20 protein-coding genes are annotated in these 18816 nt (G+C 36.9%); 11 read left to right on the top strand and 9 right to left on the bottom strand.

From position 1 onward, the window contains the following. Positions 1–6 precede the first annotated feature (6 nt). The 3 genes from GSF09_RS00755 (at position 7) to GSF09_RS00745 (ending at position 2795) form a co-directional block, all read left to right on the top strand. Positions 7–879 (top strand): nucleoside phosphorylase, encoded by an 873-nt coding sequence (locus GSF09_RS00755; protein ID WP_159799014.1) that lies wholly within the window; start codon positions 7–9, stop codon positions 877–879. Between the two features lie 110 nt (positions 880–989). Then, a complete protein-coding gene (locus GSF09_RS00750) occupies positions 990–1835 on the top strand; it encodes a substrate-binding domain-containing protein (protein ID WP_159799013.1) in 846 nt (281 codons plus the stop codon). Positions 1836–1862: 27 nt separating this feature from the next. Further along, complete coding sequence (locus GSF09_RS00745) at positions 1863–2795, top strand: transglutaminase domain-containing protein (protein ID WP_159799012.1); 933 nt, start codon at positions 1863–1865, stop codon at positions 2793–2795. A gap of 2 nt (positions 2796–2797) precedes the next feature. On the opposite strand, the gene ung is transcribed toward GSF09_RS00745, so the two are convergent. Next, positions 2798–3463, bottom strand: coding sequence for a uracil-DNA glycosylase (gene ung / locus GSF09_RS00740; RefSeq protein WP_159799011.1), 666 nt, complete (start codon positions 3461–3463; stop codon positions 2798–2800). A 108-nt stretch (positions 3464–3571) separates the two neighbouring features. Here ung and GSF09_RS00735 point away from each other — a divergent pair, with 108 nt between their 5' ends. The 3 genes from GSF09_RS00735 to GSF09_RS00725 are packed head-to-tail and all read left to right on the top strand — an operon-like array spanning position 3572 to position 6786. Further along, complete coding sequence (locus GSF09_RS00735) at positions 3572–5737, top strand: DNA mismatch repair protein MutS (protein WP_159799010.1); 2166 nt, start codon at positions 3572–3574, stop codon at positions 5735–5737. Positions 5738–5741: 4 nt separating this feature from the next. Further along, a complete protein-coding gene (locus GSF09_RS00730; RefSeq protein WP_159799009.1) occupies positions 5742–6155 on the top strand; it encodes a thiol-disulfide oxidoreductase DCC family protein in 414 nt (137 codons plus the stop codon). A 22-nt stretch (positions 6156–6177) separates the two neighbouring features. Then, a complete protein-coding gene (locus GSF09_RS00725) occupies positions 6178–6786 on the top strand; it encodes a DNA alkylation repair protein (RefSeq protein ID WP_159799008.1) in 609 nt (202 codons plus the stop codon). A gap of 116 nt (positions 6787–6902) precedes the next feature. Here the strand turns inward: GSF09_RS00725 and GSF09_RS00720 are convergent, their stop codons facing one another. Together GSF09_RS00720 and aroC are read right to left on the bottom strand one after the other, a co-directional pair. Continuing rightward, complete coding sequence (locus GSF09_RS00720) at positions 6903–8429, bottom strand: T9SS type A sorting domain-containing protein (RefSeq protein ID WP_159799007.1); 1527 nt, start codon at positions 8427–8429, stop codon at positions 6903–6905. 95 nt (positions 8430–8524) lie between these two features. Further along, on the bottom strand, positions 8525–9577 hold the full coding sequence (gene aroC, locus GSF09_RS00715) for a chorismate synthase (protein ID WP_159799006.1): 1053 nt from the start codon (positions 9575–9577) through the stop codon (positions 8525–8527). 135 nt (positions 9578–9712) lie between these two features. Between aroC and GSF09_RS00710 the strand changes: the two genes are divergently transcribed. Together GSF09_RS00710 and GSF09_RS00705 are read left to right on the top strand one after the other, a co-directional pair. Next, positions 9713–10558 carry a UDP-2,3-diacylglucosamine diphosphatase gene (locus tag GSF09_RS00710; protein ID WP_159799005.1) on the top strand — a complete coding sequence of 282 codons (846 nt, stop codon included), beginning with the start codon at positions 9713–9715 and terminating at the stop codon, positions 10556–10558. Positions 10559–10686: 128 nt separating this feature from the next. Continuing rightward, on the top strand, positions 10687–11184 hold the full coding sequence (locus GSF09_RS00705; protein ID WP_159799004.1) for a hypothetical protein: 498 nt from the start codon (positions 10687–10689) through the stop codon (positions 11182–11184). 55 nt (positions 11185–11239) lie between these two features. On the opposite strand, the gene ettA is transcribed toward GSF09_RS00705, so the two are convergent. From ettA to holA, 3 genes are all read right to left on the bottom strand, one after another. Then, positions 11240–12934 carry an energy-dependent translational throttle protein EttA gene (ettA, locus tag GSF09_RS00700; RefSeq protein ID WP_159799003.1) on the bottom strand — a complete coding sequence of 565 codons (1695 nt, stop codon included), beginning with the start codon at positions 12932–12934 and terminating at the stop codon, positions 11240–11242. Positions 12935–12965: 31 nt separating this feature from the next. Next, entirely contained in the window at positions 12966–13145 is a 180-nt protein-coding gene (locus GSF09_RS00695; protein WP_159799002.1) for a CAL67264 family membrane protein, read from the bottom strand. Between the two features lie 88 nt (positions 13146–13233). Continuing rightward, positions 13234–14238: a DNA polymerase III subunit delta gene (holA, locus tag GSF09_RS00690; protein ID WP_159799001.1), complete on the bottom strand. Its 1005-nt coding sequence runs from the start codon at positions 14236–14238 to the stop codon at positions 13234–13236. A 36-nt stretch (positions 14239–14274) separates the two neighbouring features. Between holA and GSF09_RS00685 the strand changes: the two genes are divergently transcribed. From GSF09_RS00685 to GSF09_RS00675, 3 genes are all read left to right on the top strand, one after another. After that, the gene (locus GSF09_RS00685) at positions 14275–14727 is read left to right on the top strand and encodes a type I restriction enzyme HsdR N-terminal domain-containing protein (RefSeq protein WP_159799000.1); all 453 of its coding nucleotides are present in this window, start codon (positions 14275–14277) and stop codon (positions 14725–14727) included. Then, positions 14724–15731 carry a glycosyltransferase family 2 protein gene (locus tag GSF09_RS00680; RefSeq protein ID WP_159798999.1) on the top strand — a complete coding sequence of 336 codons (1008 nt, stop codon included), beginning with the start codon at positions 14724–14726 and terminating at the stop codon, positions 15729–15731. Before GSF09_RS00685 ends, GSF09_RS00680 begins: the two co-directional genes overlap by 4 nt. Positions 15732–15794: 63 nt before the next feature. Beyond that, positions 15795–16628, top strand: coding sequence for an OmpA family protein (locus tag GSF09_RS00675; protein ID WP_159798998.1), 834 nt, complete (start codon positions 15795–15797; stop codon positions 16626–16628). A gap of 45 nt (positions 16629–16673) precedes the next feature. Here the strand turns inward: GSF09_RS00675 and GSF09_RS00670 are convergent, their stop codons facing one another. From GSF09_RS00670 to GSF09_RS00660, 3 genes are all read right to left on the bottom strand, one after another. Then, entirely contained in the window at positions 16674–16943 is a 270-nt protein-coding gene (locus GSF09_RS00670) for a hypothetical protein (protein ID WP_159798997.1), read from the bottom strand. A 475-nt stretch (positions 16944–17418) separates the two neighbouring features. Further along, on the bottom strand, positions 17419–17883 hold the full coding sequence (locus tag GSF09_RS00665; RefSeq protein WP_159798996.1) for a hypothetical protein: 465 nt from the start codon (positions 17881–17883) through the stop codon (positions 17419–17421). Positions 17884–18224: 341 nt separating this feature from the next. Further along, the gene (locus tag GSF09_RS00660; RefSeq protein ID WP_159798995.1) at positions 18225–18713 is read right to left on the bottom strand and encodes a DNA-deoxyinosine glycosylase; all 489 of its coding nucleotides are present in this window, start codon (positions 18711–18713) and stop codon (positions 18225–18227) included. Positions 18714–18816: the final 103 nt, after the last annotated feature.

Here is an 18816-nt window from a genome sequence, read left to right as displayed (position 1 = left end):
AACATAATGAGCATACAGGCATCAGAATTAATATTAAATCCGGACGGTAGTGTTTACCACTTAAACCTTAAGCCGGAGAATATAGCACATAATATAATTTTTGTAGGCGACCAGGACAGGGTTGAAAAAATAACCCGGCACTTTGATTCTGTTGAATTTTCGACACAAAAAAGAGAATTTAAAACGCAAACAGGGATTTATAAAGGCAAGCGCATAACCGTAATGTCAACAGGCATTGGCCCTGATAATATTGACATTGTAATGAACGAGCTTGATGCGCTTGTTAATATTAACCTTGAAACCAGGCAGGTAAAGGAGGAACTTACGTCGCTAAATATTATACGTATGGGTACATCGGGTTCTTTGCAGGCCAATATTCCTGTTGACAGTTTTGTAATGTCGGAATATGGTTTGGGGCTTGATAATATGATAAGGTCATACCTGATTGATACAGTATGTGAGAAAGAGATTGAAGAAGCCTTTATCAATCACACACAATGGGATTTGCGCAAAGGCAAGCCATATATTGTTAAAGGCAGCCAAAAGCTTATGGAGTTAATGAACAGCAATGCCATACATAAAGGGCTTACAGCTACCGCAGGCGGATTTTACGGCCCACAGGGGCGCATTTTAAGGCTGGACATTCAGGACAGGGAACTTAACTCTAAAATGGATAACTTTAATTTTAACGGGCACAGGATAACCAACCTTGAAATGGAAACGGCCGCTATTTACAGCCTTGCCAAACTGCTGGGCCATGAAGCTTTATCGCTAAACGCTATAATAGCCAACCGTGCCAACGGTACTTTCAGCACCGATCCTTATGCGGCAGTAAATAACCTTATTGCCTATGCGCTGGATAAACTGGCAGATTTATAACAATAAGCCATAAACATACTTGCTCCCTGCCGAAAGGCAGGGATTTTTGTTTATAACAATGTAGGCTTAATAAATTTCTCTTACTACCTTTATGCATTAATTAGAATTTAATGGGTACTATAAAAATAGCCGGCGTGCCGGAACACTTTAACCTGCCATGGCATTTGTGCATTGAAAATAAAAAACTTGAAAAGGAAAATATAAACCTTATCTGGACTGATGTACCTGAAGGTACAGGTAAACTGTGCCAGATGTTACGTAATGGTGAAACAGATATTGCAGTTATTTTAACCGAAGGCATAATTAAAGACATTGCTGCCGGCAATGAAAGCACAATAGTTCAGGTTTATGTAAAATCTCCCTTGATATGGGGTATTCATGTAGCTGCTGATTCTAATTATAATTCAATTCAGGATGTAAAAAACGGCAAGGCAGCTATAAGCCGTTATGGTTCCGGCTCTCATTTAATGGCTATAGTTAATGCAAAATACCAGGGTTGGGAAATAAGCGCATTAAAATTTGAAACTGTAAACACACTTGATGGTGCCGTTAAAGCCCTTACAGAAAAAGAAGCTGATTATTTTATGTGGGAAAGGTTTATGACCAAACCAATAGTTGACAAAGGGGTTTTCAGGAGGATTGGGGACTGCCCTACCCCCTGGCCAAGTTTTGTTATTGCAGTAAGAAATGAGTTTTTAAATGCCAATAAAGAAACGGTTGGAACGGTTTTAGATGTAATAAACCAAATGACATCCACTTTTAAAGAAATTCCCGATATTGATAAAATGCTTTCAGAAAGGTATGGGCAAAAAAGGGAAGATATAAAAGAATGGCTTTCGCTTACACAGTGGTCTCAGCAAAAGCTGGATGAGCATACATTCAATAATGTTCAGGAACAATTAAGCGAACTGGGAATAATTGAGCATAAAACATCTTTTGAAATTGCAGCGGGATAAAACTTTTTTGTTTTACCGGATTATATAATGGCAGAACCAAATTCAATAAACTTTAAAAAAATAAAGGAAAACCTACAGGTAAAAAAACCTTGGGATTCCATTATTATCTTTTTATTGAATATACTTATTGCCATTCCGCTTTTTATTATCCTCCACCAAAACCTTATAGACCCTGAGTGGCCTTTACATATTGACAGGATTTTAATTTTTATTACACTTATAGTTGCCATACAATTAATTTTACGGCTGCTTAAAACCGTACTTATAATTTGCATACTGCTTTATTTAATTGCTTTACTATATGGTTCACTTTTTGGTGAATATGGTTTTAACGCTGTTTATGAAGATTACAGGTCAATGGTATATTCTATGGCAGAAGACCCAAATCCGCAGGATTTGATAATTTCCAAACTCCTCCCCTTTCCCAACAAAGCAAAAATTATAGATGCTGTTGAGTATGATAATCCAAGAGTGCGGAATTTTGCCGTTATGGCAACAACCAAACATTTTAAAAATATAAAAGGTTACAGAGAGCAGCGCAACATGATTCAGTGTTTTGCAGTTTTTAAGGAAATAAGGAACAGGTGGAATTATGTTGATGACCCAAAAGGCAGGGATTACATCGCCTCGGCAGTGGAATCATTACAGCACTTTTCCGGTGATTGTGATGACCACGCCATATTAATGGCGGCAGCAATACGGTCTATAGGCGGCACGCCACGAATAATACATACCGGAGGGCATTTATATCCTGAAATGCTTATTGGCAATAAGGCAGACCTTGAAACGGCCAACTACCTGATTAAGGAGGTTTTGTTCCCTGACGAAAGCCGCGGCAAGGAAATACATTACCATATTGATGAGCGTAAACAGATTTGGCTTAACCTTGATTATACCGCAACATACCCCGGAGGACCTTTTATGAGCGAAGAGATTTTAGGTGCGCTAACCTTTAATTAAGATTACCAGTCTATTGGCTTTTTACCTTTTGCTTTTAAAAACTCATTAGCTTTGCTAAAATGTTTATTTCCAAACCAATGTCCTTTATTCGCACTTAATGGCGATGGGTGCCCTGACTCCAAAACATCATGCTTACTTCGGTTTACCCTTGCCCCTTTCTTTTTGGCAAAACCTCCCCAAAGCATAAAAACTATATCTTTCTTTTCATCCGATATTTTTTGTATAACCGCATCGGTAAAAGTTTCCCATCCTTTACCCTGATGGCTTCCCGCCTGGCCTTTTCTTACCGTAAGTGTAGCATTAAGTAGTAATACACCCTGGTTTGCCCACCGTTCCAAATTACCTGATTGCGGTACCGGCTTACCCAAATCATCCTTAATTTCCCTGAAAATATTTTCCAGTGAAGGCGGCTTTGGTATGCCGTCATTTACTGAAAAGCAAAGACCGTTAGCCTGCCCCGGCCCATGATAGGGGTCCTGCCCAATAATAACAACCTCCACTTTATCAAAAGGGCAATGGTCAAACGCTGCAAAAATCTGTTTGCCCGGTGGATAGCATGTATGTTCTTTATATTCTTCCTTTACAAATGCTATCAGGTTTTTAAAATAAGGCTTACTGAATTCCTCTTGCAATTGTTCCTTCCAGGACGGGTGTATATTAACCTCCATGAGTAATATATTTAAACAGGTTATTAAGTTTATTAAAGTATTGGCAAGTTAATGTATAGCTACCTAATTATGTAGTATTTTTGCATAATATTTGATTAATGATAATTGATGATAAGTATAACAGAAAAAACATTACAGGATTTAGAATTCAGTACCATACTTTCCACAGTATCGGAATCTTGCGTTACCGAAACGGGGAAAGAGCAGGCAATGCATATTACGCCTTTTAAAAATAAAGAAGCCTTAATGCAGTCATTACTGCAAACATCAGAATATGTATCGTCATTTGACAATAACAATGCCCTGCCTAACCATAGCTTTGAGACTATCACCAACGAAATAAAGTTCCTGGCTATTGAAGATAGTTACCTTGAAGCAGCCGCATTCAGGAAAATTGCTGTAATATCTGACACTGCCAATACACTTATTAAATTCCTTGAAAAATTCAGTGACTATTACCCTACCCTTTTAAAAAGGGCGCTTGAAGTAGAATACACAAAGGAAATAGTAAAAAATATAGAAAAGGTAGTTGATAAATATGGTGAGATAAAAGATGATGCATCGCCGGAGCTTCAGTTTATCCGCAGGGAGATGAATGATGTAAAAAGTAAGATAAACCAAAGTTTTGCTTCTGCTTTAAGCCATAATAACGGTTTGGGCTATCTTGATGACATTAAGGAAAGCGTTATAGAAAACAGGCGTGTACTTGCTGTACTTGCAATGTACAGGCGCAAGGTAAAAGGCTCCATACTCGGCAGCTCAAAAACAGGAAGTATTACTTACATAGAACCCGAAGCCACACTTAAATATTCGCGGGAGCTTAATAACCTTGAATATGAGGAAAAGGAGGAGGTAAAAAAAATATTAAAACAGCTTAGTAATGCTATAAGGCCTTTTGTTCCGTTGTTAGAAGATTACCAGCAATTCCTTACTGATATAGATGTTATTTCCGGAAAAGCGAAGTATGCTAAACGCATCAATGGTTTACTGCCTAAAATAACTAATAAAAAAAGGTTGTTTTTAAGGGACGCCTATCATCCTATACTTTATCTTAACAATAAGCGTAAGCAGCAGGAAACTTATCCTCAAACTATTGAGCTGACCCAGGAAAACCGCATAATAGTTATTTCGGGGCCTAATGCCGGAGGTAAAAGTATAACGCTTAAAACAATAGGACTGCTCCAGCTAATGCTGCAATGCGGACTTTTAATACCAGTGCATGAACGCAGTGAAACTTTTTTATTTGACAGGATACTTACTGATATTGGTGATAACCAGTCTATTGAAAATCATTTAAGTACTTATAGCTATCGCCTTAAAAACATGAATTACTTTTTAAGAAAGTGCAATGATAAAACACTTTTCTTGATTGATGAGTTTGGTACAGGTTCAGACCCTGAACTTGGAGGTGCGTTGGCAGAAACCTTTCTTGAAGAGTTTTACCACAGGGAGGCCTTTGGTATAATTACAACGCATTATACCAACCTTAAAATGCTGGCTAATGAGTTGCCTTTTGCCACCAATGCTAATATGCTTTTTGATGAAAAATCGTTAGAACCGATGTATAAGCTTATTTTAGGCCAGGCGGGCAGCTCCTTTACTTTTGAAGTAGCGCAAAAAAACGGTATTCCCTTCGGGCTTATTAACAGGGCAAAAAAGAAAATAGAAAAAGGGAAAGTGCGGTTTGATAAAACAATTGCCACATTGCAAAAAGAACGCTCTAAACTCGAAAAAACATCACAGATTTTAAAAGAGGAAGAAAGCAAGGCACGCGAAGAAAGCAAAAAGATGGAAACCATTAATACAAGGATTCAGCAAAAACTTGAAAGCTACCAAGAGCTGTATGATGCTAACCAGCGCCTCATTTATCTGGGACAAAAACTGGACGATATAAGTGAGAAATATTTTAGTAATAAAAATAAGAAGGAACTGATAGGTGAGTTTCTTAAAATGGTAGAAATTGAAAATTCTAAACGTAAAAAGCTTACTCCTAAAGAGAAGAAAGTAAAAGAAGTACAGCAAAAACAAATAGTTGAAGAAGTAAAAGAAAAGGTTGAGGAAATACGCAAGGAAAAGAAAGAGAAAAAAATAAAAGAAAAAACTGTAGAAAAACCGAAGGCAGTATTAAAAATTGGCGACCGTGTGCGAATGACAGATGGTAAAGCAGTAGGCACACTTGATGCTATAGAGAAAAATAAAGCTACAGTAAATTATGGTATTTTTACTTCTAAGGTAAATATAGAATCTCTTGAGCTTGTTGAAGCTAAAAAATAATGTTATGGAAAAACTGCCTGTAAATAAAAAGATAATATTGTTTGATGGCGTATGCAATTTATGTGATGCCACAGTGCAGTTCATTATCAAAAAAGATAAGAACGATGTTTTCCGTTTTGTACAATTACAGTCCGAATTAGGAAAAGAAATTATAAGTTATATAGGAGTTGATACCTCAAAAACAGATTCTATAATATTATATGAGCCAGGAAAAGCATATTACTATAAAGCTGAAGCTGCTATAAATATTGCCAAAGAACTGGGAGGTGTATATACAGCGATGGCTATATTTTCATTACTTCCCAAAAAAATAACTAATAGTGTATATGACTATGTTGCCAAAAACCGCTATAAATGGTATGGGAAAAAAAATGAGTGCATGATACCAACTCCGGAAATGAAAGCTAAATTTTTATAAAACATCAAGCTTTACTTTAACCATGACAGCCGTAAAAAAGTTATTAGATAAAATTACAGGTATTGAACACGGATTTAACCACATTATAGATGCAGGCGAAATAATCCTGAAAGATTCTGTTTTGAAACCTATGGAATTGGCTCAGACTTTTATTGAACCGCAACAACCCTATCAAATCCGCATGTTGGGAACCTATTTATTTGGAGCATTAGCGGCTAATAATTCTGAAGCCTTGCATATCCTTGAAGAAACCATTTCAAATGACAAAAATTGGCGCGTACAGGAAATGTTGGCCAAAGCTTTTGATAATTACTGTAAAATAAAAGGTTATGAAAATTCTCTCCCAAAAATAAAGTTTTGGCTGGCCCACAATAATACCAACGTAAAAAGGGCAGTAACCGAAGGCTTGCGCATTTGGACCGGTAGGGATTATTTTAAGGAGAATCCAGCGGAAGCAGTTAGCCTTATCAACAGTAACAAACATACTGACAGCATATATCTGGCTAAATCAATAGGAAATTCGCTGCGTGATATTCATAAGAAGCACAAAGAAATTGTAGATGCAGAAGTATCAAATTGGGATTTAAGTGAGAAAGGTTTAGCATTCATCCACAAATTAATTTATAAATAAGCTTGTAAGTTTAACAAGGCATAGTGTTCTTTTTCAACTATTGCTTAAAACTTTAATAATTAAAATAAAAAAGGCTCCCTTTTTGGGAGCCTTTTTTTATATGCTGTAAGCTTTAATTATTGCTTAACAATTTTCTTAGTAACAGAACCTTTGTCCGAAGATATGTTCATCATGTAAACACCTGCAGAAAGGTCAGAAACATTAACCTGAGCTTCAGCAACGCCATCAAACTTAATTGTTTTAACTGTACGTCCGTTTAAGTCAATTATTTCGATACCCTCAACAAGTATATTGTTGCTGTTAGTAATATTGATTACGTTAGAAGTAGGATTAGGGAATACTGACAACTGAGATGAAAGGAAATCATTAGTTCCTGCCGGAGCCTGTATAAACTCAATTGTATCTAAAAATATTGCTGTTGAGGTTGAATTCATTGGTGAATTATTGTGGAAACCAAAATAATAAACACCTGTTGTTGGCGCTGTCCATGTTGCAGTATGTGCTGTATATGATGCAGTTCCTGTAAGCGACTTAGACTGGATAACAGTAGTTTGAGCAGCTACAGATTGTGCAGTACCTACAGTAAGGTCCATAGTCATTGGAGCTGCAATACCTGAAGCAAATAGCCTTGTTTTGTAATTGATTGTTACCTGAGTACCTGCAGCTACCTGGATACCTCTTGAAAAGCCCCACTCATCAGATGCTGCTGTTGCACTGTTAAATGAATATACAACACCACCTGCTCCACCATCAGCATAGTTAGCTGGATTTGATGTACCAGATGCAACAAATAAATTAAAATCACCTATAAAACCATTTTCATAGTTATCTGCCGCATTAAATGTATGCGTAAAACTACCTGTTTTTGCAAGGTAACCATAAAAAGGCCCTTGCCAGCCACTGGATGACATAGCACTACAAGTAGCTCTTACATAATACCTGAAGTTAGAAGAAGCCGGTAATCCTGATAAAGGAGCCACAGCATAATCAAGATTGCCTGCCGGAACGCTTACAATAGTACCTGTACCAGGAGCTGCTGCTAAATCAGTACTCCAGTCAACTTCATAATTAGCAGGTGAACCTATAGACTGATCCCAGTATAGGCTTGCACCTGTTGTACTGTATGAGTCCGGTAAGTAGAAGTCAAAATTACCTGGTCTTACACATGAAACTGCATTAAAGTTAAATGTAAATTGAAAACCCATTGTAGAAGGTATCTTCCAATAGTTATCCCACTGTATCCAGTAAGTTTGCCCTGCTTCAACAGGAAAAGTTAATGTGCTTAGGTAATTTGTTGCACTTACGTCATCATTTGTACCTATACAAGCCTCAAGGGTTGAACATGTAGCTCCTCTTAATACGGAAACCCTTGTGTCATTCGTATATAAAGTACCATTATTTACTGGAAGGTCACTTGAAATAGTAACTTCTCCGTTAGTAGTTGCAGTGTATGTATACCATATAGCTTTAATGTTTGTCCTGGAATCTAAACAGTAAGCACCAAATGTACCATTTATACTTGATGCTGTTTTAGTTCCATTAGTTGTAATCGGTATAGCTGTTGCACAGGAAGCACCGGTTTGCGCTTTCGTGGCAAAAATAGAGCCTAAAATAAAAGCTCCTAAAAGTAATTGTTTTTTCATGATGATAGTTTTAAAATTATCCCAAAAATAATAAAAATATATTACCTTAGGTTTATTTGCGAAAAATTTTATACAATTTAATTGTTTCGTTAAATTTAAGAATGTAATAAATAATAATTAACTAATACCAAAGCGGCCATTGCTTCAACAATAGGCACCGCCCTTGGTACAACACAAGGGTCGTGCCTACCCTTTCCCTGCATTTCTACTATTTTATTTTCACTATTTATTGTTTGCTGCGGCTGCATAATTGTGGCAACAGGCTTAAAAGCCACTCTAAAATATATATCCATCCCGTTACTAATACCTCCCTGTATCCCTCCTGACAAATTGGTTTTTGTACTGCCGTCCTCATTAAAAAGGTCGTTATGCTCACTGCCTTTCATTTTTGCGCCGCAAAAGCCGCTACCATATTCAAAGCCCTTTACTGCATTTATTGAAAGCATTGCTTTTCCTAATTCAGCATGAAGTTTATCAAATACAGGCTCGCCCAGCCCTGCGGGTACATTTTGTATAACACAGGTTATTGTACCACCAACAGTATCGCCTTCTTTCCTTACCTGTTTTATATACTCTTCCATTTTTTTTGCAGTTGCCGGGTCAGGGCATCGCACAGCATTACTTTCTGTCAGCGAAAAATCCAGTGCCTGATAGGGTTTATCTATAAAGATATCTCCAACAGATGATACAAATGCATTTATTTTTATATCAGGCAACACCTGTTTTGCAACAGCACCGCCTACTACCCTGCTTACAGTTTCCCGGGCAGAACTCCTTCCCCCGCCCCTGTAATCCCTTATACCATATTTCTTTTCGTAGGTATAATCGGCATGCGAAGGCCTGTAAACATCTTTAATATGGGAATAATCTTTTGGTTTCTGGTTTTCATTCCTGACTATAAATCCTATGGGGGCGCCTGTTGTTTTACCTTCAAATACACCTGAAAGTATTTCTACCTTATCATCTTCCCTTCGTTGTGATACTATAGCTGACTGTCCTGGTTTACGCCTGTCAAGCTCTTTTTGTATCAGTTCAATATCTAATAAAATACCGGCAGGGCAGCCGTCTATCACACCTCCTACTGCTTCACCGTGCGATTCTCCAAAAGTTGTCAGTCTAAATCTGTTACCAAGTGTATTTCCGCCCATATGTTATGTTTTAAACAAATGTAAACCATATCCTTTACTTTTAAAATTAATATTATGCCCTGTTTTTAAACTATAACTTAATAATTTATTAAATGCCTGTTTATATGTATGGTTGTATTTTGCAGAAAACATCTCATGAAAAAAAAGATTATTGATCTTGTAGTCCTGTCAGATGTTCATTTAGGAACTTACGGCTGCCACGCAAAAGAACTTCTTGCTTACCTTTCTACCATCAAACCTAAAACTTTAATCCTTAATGGCGATATTATAGATATATGGCAATTCAGGAAGTCCTATTTCCCTAAATCACATATGAAGGTTGTAAAAAAGCTTCTTGATTTTGCATCAAAGGGTACTAAAGTTTACTATATAACCGGCAACCATGACGAAATGCTCAGAAAATTCAGCGATACCCATATGGGCAACTTTTCGATAGTTGACAAAGTTGTACTGGAACTTGACGGTAAAAAAGCATGGTTTTTCCATGGTGATGTGTTTGATAGTTCTGTAAACCATGCAAAGTGGATTGCAAAACTTGGCAGTATTGGGTATGACTATCTTATTTTGTTAAACAGGTTCATCAATTGGGTACTGGTAAAAATGGGAAAAGAGCCTTACTCGCTTTCAAAAAGGATAAAGGCAAGCGTAAAAAAGGCAGTAAAGTTTATCTCTGATTTTGAGAATACGGCTGCCGACCTTGCCATTGAGAATAATTATGACTATGTAGTCTGCGGGCATATACATGAGCCTGTTATTACCCGGAAAGAAAACAAGAAAGGCGCAGTAACCTATTTAAATTCGGGCGACTGGATAGAAAATCTTACCGCGTTGGAATACAATAAAAAACGCTGGAAGCTTTACAGGTATGTACATGAAAAAACCGTAAATGAAGAGGAAGAATATTTTGAAATGGAGACATTGATAGGGCAGCAATTTATAACTGCGCTAATGAAAAAACATAACATAGATACTAATCAGTAGTTTACCAATTATAAATGATTTTCTTACGGCTGCACGCACTGTAAAGATGTTAAATATTTGAAAATATGTTATTTTCAAAAAAATCAAGGCTATATCTTTGCTTAAGACAATAACCAAAAAAATCATTTATGAAGAAATTATTTTTATCAGCTTTTATGCTTTTGGCCATTGCCTTAACCGCTAACGCACAGGAAGGCAGAAGAAATGCACTGGGACTACGTTTGGGTGATAACGACGGTTTTGGTGGCGAAGTATCATACCAACGCCTTCTTTCAGATAATAACAGGCTGGAAGTTGATTTAGGATGGCGCGACTCTGACCACTATGATGCTTTTAAACTTACAGGTCTTTACCAATGGGTATGGAATATTGAAGGTGGCTTTAACTGGTATGCCGGTGTAGGTGGAGGTTTAGGTACCTGGAGCTTTGATGATGATTTTCCTCACTCGGATGACGATGACAGCGGTACTTTTGTATTCATTGCCGGTAATATTGGTATAGAATATAATTTTGATATTCCATTACAATTATCGTTAGACTTCAGGCCGGAAATTTATTTTGGGGAAGATTTCCGTGAGGATGATTTCGGACCGGATATTGCCTTAGGTATCCGCTATAAGTTTTAATCATATAGTTAATTGATATAAAAAATAAAACCCGCTTTAAGCGGGTTTTATTTTTTTAGCCTCTTATCAGCTTTTTATATTTAATGCGTTTAGGAGTAATATCGGTACCCAAACGTTTTTTCCTGTTTTCCTCATATTCTGAGAAACTACCTTCAAAGAAATATACTTCCGAATCGCCTTCAAATGCCAGGATGTGTGTGCAAACCCTGTCTAAAAACCATCGGTCGTGGCTGATTATAACCGCACAGCCTGCAAAATTATCCAATCCCTCTTCCAGCGCACGCAGCGTGTTCACGTCAAGGTCGTTTGTTGGCTCATCCAGCAGCAATACGTTCCCCTCTTCTTTTAAGGTCATGGCAAGGTGAAGCCTGTTGCGTTCACCACCTGATAATGTGCTTACTTTTTTATTTTGGTCACTTCCGCTAAAGTTAAAACGGCTAAGGTAGGCACGGCTGTTTACCTGCCTGCCCCCCATCATAATTAGCTCCTGCCCGTCGCAAAAGTTTTCCCAAATAGATTTGTTAGGGTCAATATCAGAATGGCTTTGGTCAACATATGCTATTTTCACGGTATCCCCTACTTCAAACTCACCTTTATCCGGCTGCTCTTCACCCATTATCATACGGAATATTGTAGTTTTACCAGCTCCATTTGGTCCTATAATTCCTACTATCCCTGCCTGTGGCAAAGTAAAATTAAGATTGTCATACAGTAATTTATCTCCAAATGCTTTGGCAACACCTTTTGCCTCAATAACATTTGTGCCCAGCCTTGGCCCATTAGGAATATACAGTTCCAGTTTTTCTTCAAGTTGTTTCTGGTCTTCATTCAAAAGCCTGTCATAGCTTTGCAAACGTGCTTTTTGCTTAGTTTGGCGTCCTTTAGCACCCTGCCTTACCCACTCAAGCTCACGCTCTAAAGTTTTCCTGCGTTTGGAAGCTGTTTTTTCCTCCTGCTCAAGGCGTTTCGCTTTCTGGTCAAGCCATGATGAATAATTTCCTTTCCAAGGTATGCCTTCGCCCCTGTCCAGTTCCAGTATCCAGCCTGCTACATTATCAAGAAAATAACGGTCATGCGTTACGGCTATAACCGTTCCCTGATATTGCTGCAAATGCTGCTCCAGCCATAGTACGCTTTCGGCATCAAGGTGGTTGGTAGGCTCATCCAGCAATAACACATCCGGTTGCTGCAATAATAAACGGCACAATGCAACGCGGCGTTTTTCACCACCCGAAAGTACTTTTATAGGAGTATCCGGCTCCGGTGTGCGCAGGGCATCCATTGCAATTTCAAGTTTTGTATCAAGTTCCCATGCACCGGAAGCGTCAATTTTATCCTGCAATTCAGCCTGGCGGTCCATAAGCTTTTGCATTTTATCTGCATCCTCATAAACCTCCGGCAGGCCGAACATATCGTTTATTTTATTAAACTCGTCCAGTATGGCCACAGTTTCGGCAACACCTTCCCGAACTACTTCAATAACTGTTTTGTTTTCATCAAGCTGTGGTTCCTGCTCAAGGTAGCCTACAGTGTAGCCGGGTGAAAATACAACATCGCCCTGGTAGCTTTTATCTACACCGGCAATAATTTTCAGCAATGTAGATTTACCCGAACCATTTAAACCAAGAATACCAATTTTAGCCCCATAGAAAAAGCTTAAATAAATATCCTTAAGTACCTGTTTATTTGTGCCCTGATAGGTTTTACTAACCCGGGACATTGAAAATATTACTTTCTTATCGTCAGACATGTAAATTATGTTTTGGTAAGTTAATTAATAATTACACCCTTCCCTTAAGGGCATTAAATGCCCAGGAAATAGCAAAAAAACCTATGCCGGCTACTGAAAAGCCAATAGCATAATCTTTATATTTTAAAACGCCCAGCAGTATTAACGCTGCGCCAATAAGAAACATAAAAAAAGAGGCCCACCCAAAGATGGTATTTTTATTCATTGCCATAATTTCTAGCTCTGTTTGATTTAGCCTGCAAATATCGTGATTATATGTTGAATAAAAAATGTTTGGCTTCTTAGTGTTTACTTAAAACTCAGGCAAAAATTTTCACCAGCATTTCTTTAAGCAGGTAGCCCTGTGAAATTGAGTTTGCCCCCACACCTTTGCTTTTAACATCTATATCCCTTAGCGCGGAAACTATTGCACTTACTTTTTTCATAGGGTAATTGCGTAATGCAATATCATAGTCTTTAAGGAAAAAGGGATTAACCTTTAATACTTTTGCCGCATTGCCGGGGCTTTTATCCTTTAATCCATGGTATAATAAAAGCTGGGAGAAAAAGCCGAATACCAGTCCTGTAGTAACTACGAGCGGGTTATCTTTAGGGTTCTGGGTAAAATAGTCGGCTATTTTATAAGCTTTAAGCTGGTCTTTTTCGCCTATGGCTTTTCGCAGTTCAAATACATTATAATCTTTACTGATACCTATATTATCTTCAATATGTTTTGGGGTAATAGTGCTGCCTTCCGGCAGAATAATAGCCAGCTTATCCAGTTCATTACTTATCCGGCTAAGGTCATTGCCTAAAAATTCAACTAACATGGCGGATGCTTTAGGCTCTATATTATATTTCTTGCCGGAAAGCACCCTCCTTATCCAGTCGGCCACCTGGTTTTCATAAAGCTTTTTGCTTTCATATACCACACCACTTTTCTCTATCAGCTTGGTAACTTTTTTACGCTTATCAAGTGTTTTGTACTTGTAGGCGAATACAAGCACTGTAGTGGGCTGCGGGTTTTCAGCATAACTTTCAAGCCTGTCTATTGTGCGCGAAAGTTCCTGTGCCTCTTTTACAATTACCACCTGCCTTTCAGCCATCATTGGATAGCGCCTTGCGCTTGAAATTACTTCTTCAACCGTTACATCCTTCCCATAAATCACCATTTGGTTAAATCCTTTTTCTTCTTCAGGCAGTATGTTGTCTTCAATAAATTCGGTCAGCTTATCAATATAATAAGGTTCTTCACCCATTAAAAAATATATTGGCTTAATATCGCCCTGTTTTATATTGTTAACTATCCTTACTACTTCGTCCACTTTAGCGTTGCAATTATTTTATATTAAATTTGCCTGATGCAAAAACTGAATTTTCCACAGTACACATTCCGTTTCAAAAATAGTGAAAATAAGGTGGCTATTTTTGATGCCGTCCGTAAAAAATTTATCCTCCTTACTCCCGAAGAATGGGTGAGGCAGCACGTTGTACAGTTTTTGTTAACAGAAAAAAAATATCCTAAGCAACACATTAATGTGGAAAAAATTATTAAAATAAATGGTTTAATAAAAAGATATGATGTTGTTGTTTATCAACCTGATGGAAAAATATTGTTACTTGTAGAATGTAAAGCTCCGGGGGTAACCATATCCCAAAATACATTTGACCAGATAGCGCGATATAACATGACGCTTAATGCTGCTTATATGATGGTAACAAACGGGCTAAATCATTACTTTTGCCAAATGGACCATGAGCAGGAAAGGTATCAATTTTTGCCGGACCTGCCTGAATACAAACCTGCCCCATGAAAAGCATTGCCGTAGTAATATTAAACTGGAATGGAAAACAATTGCTGGAACAATTTTTACCATTTGTTATCAGATATTCTGATGGAGCAGCCATATATGTAGCGGATAACGCCTCAACAGATGATTCCGTAACATTTGTTGCCTCAGCTTTTCCTGAAGTAAAAATTATAAGAAACAGCAAAAATTATGGCTTTGCCAAAGGCTATAATGAATGCCTTAAAGAGGTAGAAGAAGATATATATGTGCTTTTAAATTCGGATGTGGAAGTTACAGAAAACTGGCTGGAGCCGTTACTGGGCCTATTTGAAAGTGATGAAGAGATTGCAATAGCACAACCAAAAATACTGGACTATTATAACCGGAGCCATTTTGAATATGCCGGGGCGGCAGGCGGCTTTATTGATAAGTACGGCTTCCCATTTTGCAGGGGCAGGATATTTGAAACTATTGAACAGGATATGGGCCAGTATGATGACGATGCAGATATATTCTGGGCATCAGGTGCTTGTTTCTTTATAAGGAAAAAAGTGTTTTGGGAACTGGGTGGTTTTGATGAAGACTTTTTTGCACACCAGGAAGAAATTGACCTGTGTTGGCGTGCATTCAATACCAATTACAAGGTGAGGTATTGTGGAAAATCACACATTTTCCACATGGGTGGTGCTACCCTTGCCACCAGCAGCCCCAGGAAAACTTATCTTAATTTCAGGAATTCATTGTGGATGATGGTTAAAAATGTGCCGGCAAAACAAGCTTTTGCTACATTTTTTGTAAGGCTTGCCTTTGACGGCGCTGCGGCATTCCGATTCCTTACCCAAGGAAAGCTAAACCACATATGGGCCATCTTAAAAGCGCACTATTACTTTTATTTGAAAATATTTTATTTCATAAATAAAAGACAATCAAAACAATACAAAAATTACTACAAAATAAAGAGTATTATATGGCTGTATTATGCTAAAAATGGCAAACTATTTGCAAGTATTTTTAACAATAGTTTATAGCTTTAGCCGTTAATATTTGTACTAATAATCCGTAATTTTGTTAAAAATTTTAAATTGATGCTTATGAAAAGAACCATTCTAACATTAACTCTTGCTGCTATTACCCTTACATCATGCGGGTCTAAAAAGAAGATAGCAGAACTTGAAGCAAAGAACAAGGAAATACAGGATTTGCTTAACACTGCAACAGTAAAGCTTAATAACTGCCTTACTGAAAAAGACATGCTGACCACCCAGGTTGCTGACCTTAGAAAAGATAAGAATGAGCTTATGAACACCATGGGCAATATAACTACCTTATCATCAAAAGGAGCTGAAAACCTTGAAAAATCTTTGGAAAGCCTTAAAGAAAAAGACCTGAAGATTACAAGACTGCAGGATGCGCTTACACGTAAAGATTCGGTTACTCTAGCACTTGTTACCAGCATAAAAAGGGCTGTAGGAATAAATGACCCGGATATTCAGGTTAATGTAGAGAAAGGTGTAGTATATATCTCAATAGCCGATAAACTTTTATTTAAAAGCGGCAGCTATGAGGTTAGCGACAGGGCTAAAGAAATTTTAGGAAAAGTTGCTGCCATAGTTAAGGACAAACCGGATTTTGAATGCATGGTAGAAGGCCACACTGATAATGTGCCTATTAAAAACCCTGTATTACAGGATAACTGGGATTTAAGTGTTAAACGTGCCACATCTATAGTAAGGATACTTCAAAAAGACTTTAATATAGACCCTAAGCGCCTTGTTGCTGCAGGAAGGGGCGAATATGTACCGCTTGCTGAAAACACTTCAGCTGATGGAAGGGCAAGAAACAGAAGGACAAGAATACTTATTCTTCCTAAAATTGACCAGTTTTATGATATGATTGAAAAAGAAATGAAAAACCAGTCGAAATAATATCGCGGTTTAATATAAAAAAAGAGGCTTTAAAAGCCTCTTTTTTTATTCTATACCAAAATCAGTATCCTGTTCATCTTTCAATTTTCTCCTGTTTTTTTCTTCTACAGGTAGGCTATCTGCCCTGCCCTGCTCTTTACTTGTTAATGATTCAGTACTTTCTTTCGGAGATTCTGACTGTGTTATACTGTTTTGTTTTGACTGACGGATATTGTTTTGGCGCTCGTCATTATCAGCCATATGCTTAGTGGCTGTTTTGTTACGCTGCTGCTCCTGCAGTTCCTCATCTCTTTTATTTCCAAACGGCTTTTCCATAATAAACAATTTTAAGTTTATTATAAAAGTAACTGTTTAAACAGCAATCGTTTAAAAATATTAGTTAATGTTTACTGTAGCTTATCTTAAATTTATTGTGTATCCTGTTGTAAACCGGCATGTTTATTATTATGCCTGTAACACAAATCATCAATAAAATTATAAGCAGTGAAAAGTACACAAAACCATTAAGGCTGTTTAAAACAGGAAAGTCAGTTATCAAAAAAAATAATGTAACTAAAAAGGTAACGATTGATAAAATCAGACTGAATATTCTCATAATCCCGGGTTTTTTAATTGATTGACTACTTGTGTGATTTAAAGGACTATGAAGCCCTTTTTTATAAAACGCTGTTTTCCATAGTAAAATAAATTATAATGCAACTATTAAAATAGTTGATTTTCAATGAAGTAAAGGTACAAAAAATAATTGAACAATTGTTAAGTTAAATAAAATATAACGTTATCAATTAAATTAAAGTTTATTTTTATACAAAGTGGCGAGTGTAAACAGCTTATTAAAATAGCTGTCCAAGCAATTAAGTGCAGTAATTGTTTCTTTATCAGATTTTAAAGTTTTCCTTTCAGAAGTATAGTGTTTTATATTCACTTTTTCACGCTCGGTGTACTGGATATTATATACAGTAACACGATATTTCCCTTCGGCCAGTTCTATTTCAAAATCAAAATTCAACTCATTTGTCATATAGGAAGGGCTATCCTGGCAGGTATGTTTTATTTCGAACCCACGGCCTTTATAAACTGCCCCGGTTGAAGATACAATTTTTAGCTTAGGGTGTTGGGTAATCAGTTCAGGTATATTTTTCTGGTCGGTTATAAACACATTTTCCCATACTACATCATCATTCTTCAGTACAAAGTTATTAACCTGCGCCAGGCAGTTAACGGAAAAAAGCAACAATAACAAAACTTTTTTCATCTCTTATTTTTTAGTTGTGTATATAACTTTCAAATATAGAATATTTGATTACAAAATTTATCACAAATATTTACAATTAAAAACGATTTTGTTATAACATTCCGCAACTGTTAAAACTCATTTATTAATGAAGTTTTAATAAAAGTTTAAAACTTTTCCATTTAAAAATAACCAACTTGCACCATGCAACTAAACCATAATATTATGAAGAGTAATATCTTAAAAAACAAGCTGAAACAGTTAGTAAAAACAACACTGAAAAGTTACAGGCAACGAAAGCTTAAAAGATATTTTATGTCATAACATATATTGTTTTAAGCTGATTTTTGCCACTGTTACATTTAATGGAGCAGTGGCAAAATTTTTTGTCCCCAAATCAGCATTTTTTCACTTAACGGTTTAGTAGCGTTTGCTCCGCTGGGTGAAGGGAGCACATCATAAGTTAAATGAGGTTTGCGTTTAACATACTTATCATAATAGGCTGCTGCATTTTTACTTGAAAAAAGTACATACTTTATGTTTTTATATTTATCATAAAAGGCATCAAAATCATTAGGCAGTTCATTTTTAATATTGCTGTCCAGGCTGCCTGTCCTTTCGCAAAATTGCAGTACATCCCATAAAGCTATACCGTTTTTCTTAAGAAGGAGCTTGCGGTCGTTATATTCCATGCTGAAGGGTTCATTTAATATACTGAAAAGTATTTTCCAGAACTGGTTTCCCCTGTTTCCGTAATACTGCTGTAACTGCAAAGATTTTTCTCCCGGCATTGTGCCGAGTATAAGGAGCCTGCTGTTTTCATCTATAATTGGGTCAAAAGCTTTTTTCATAAACACAAAGCTAAGTCTGATTGTTTTAGCAATTAATTTACAAGGAGTTAATTATTTGTTAGAGTACTGTTTTTTAGGATATAATTAATATCCCCGCGTTATT

The sequence above is a fragment of the Flavobacterium sp. MK4S-17 genome, from assembly GCF_009848495.1.
Classification (GTDB): domain Bacteria; phylum Bacteroidota; class Bacteroidia; order Flavobacteriales; family Flavobacteriaceae; genus Flavobacterium.
Note: the sequence above shows the minus strand (reverse complement) of the source record. Positions and strands in the feature narration are given on the sequence as shown.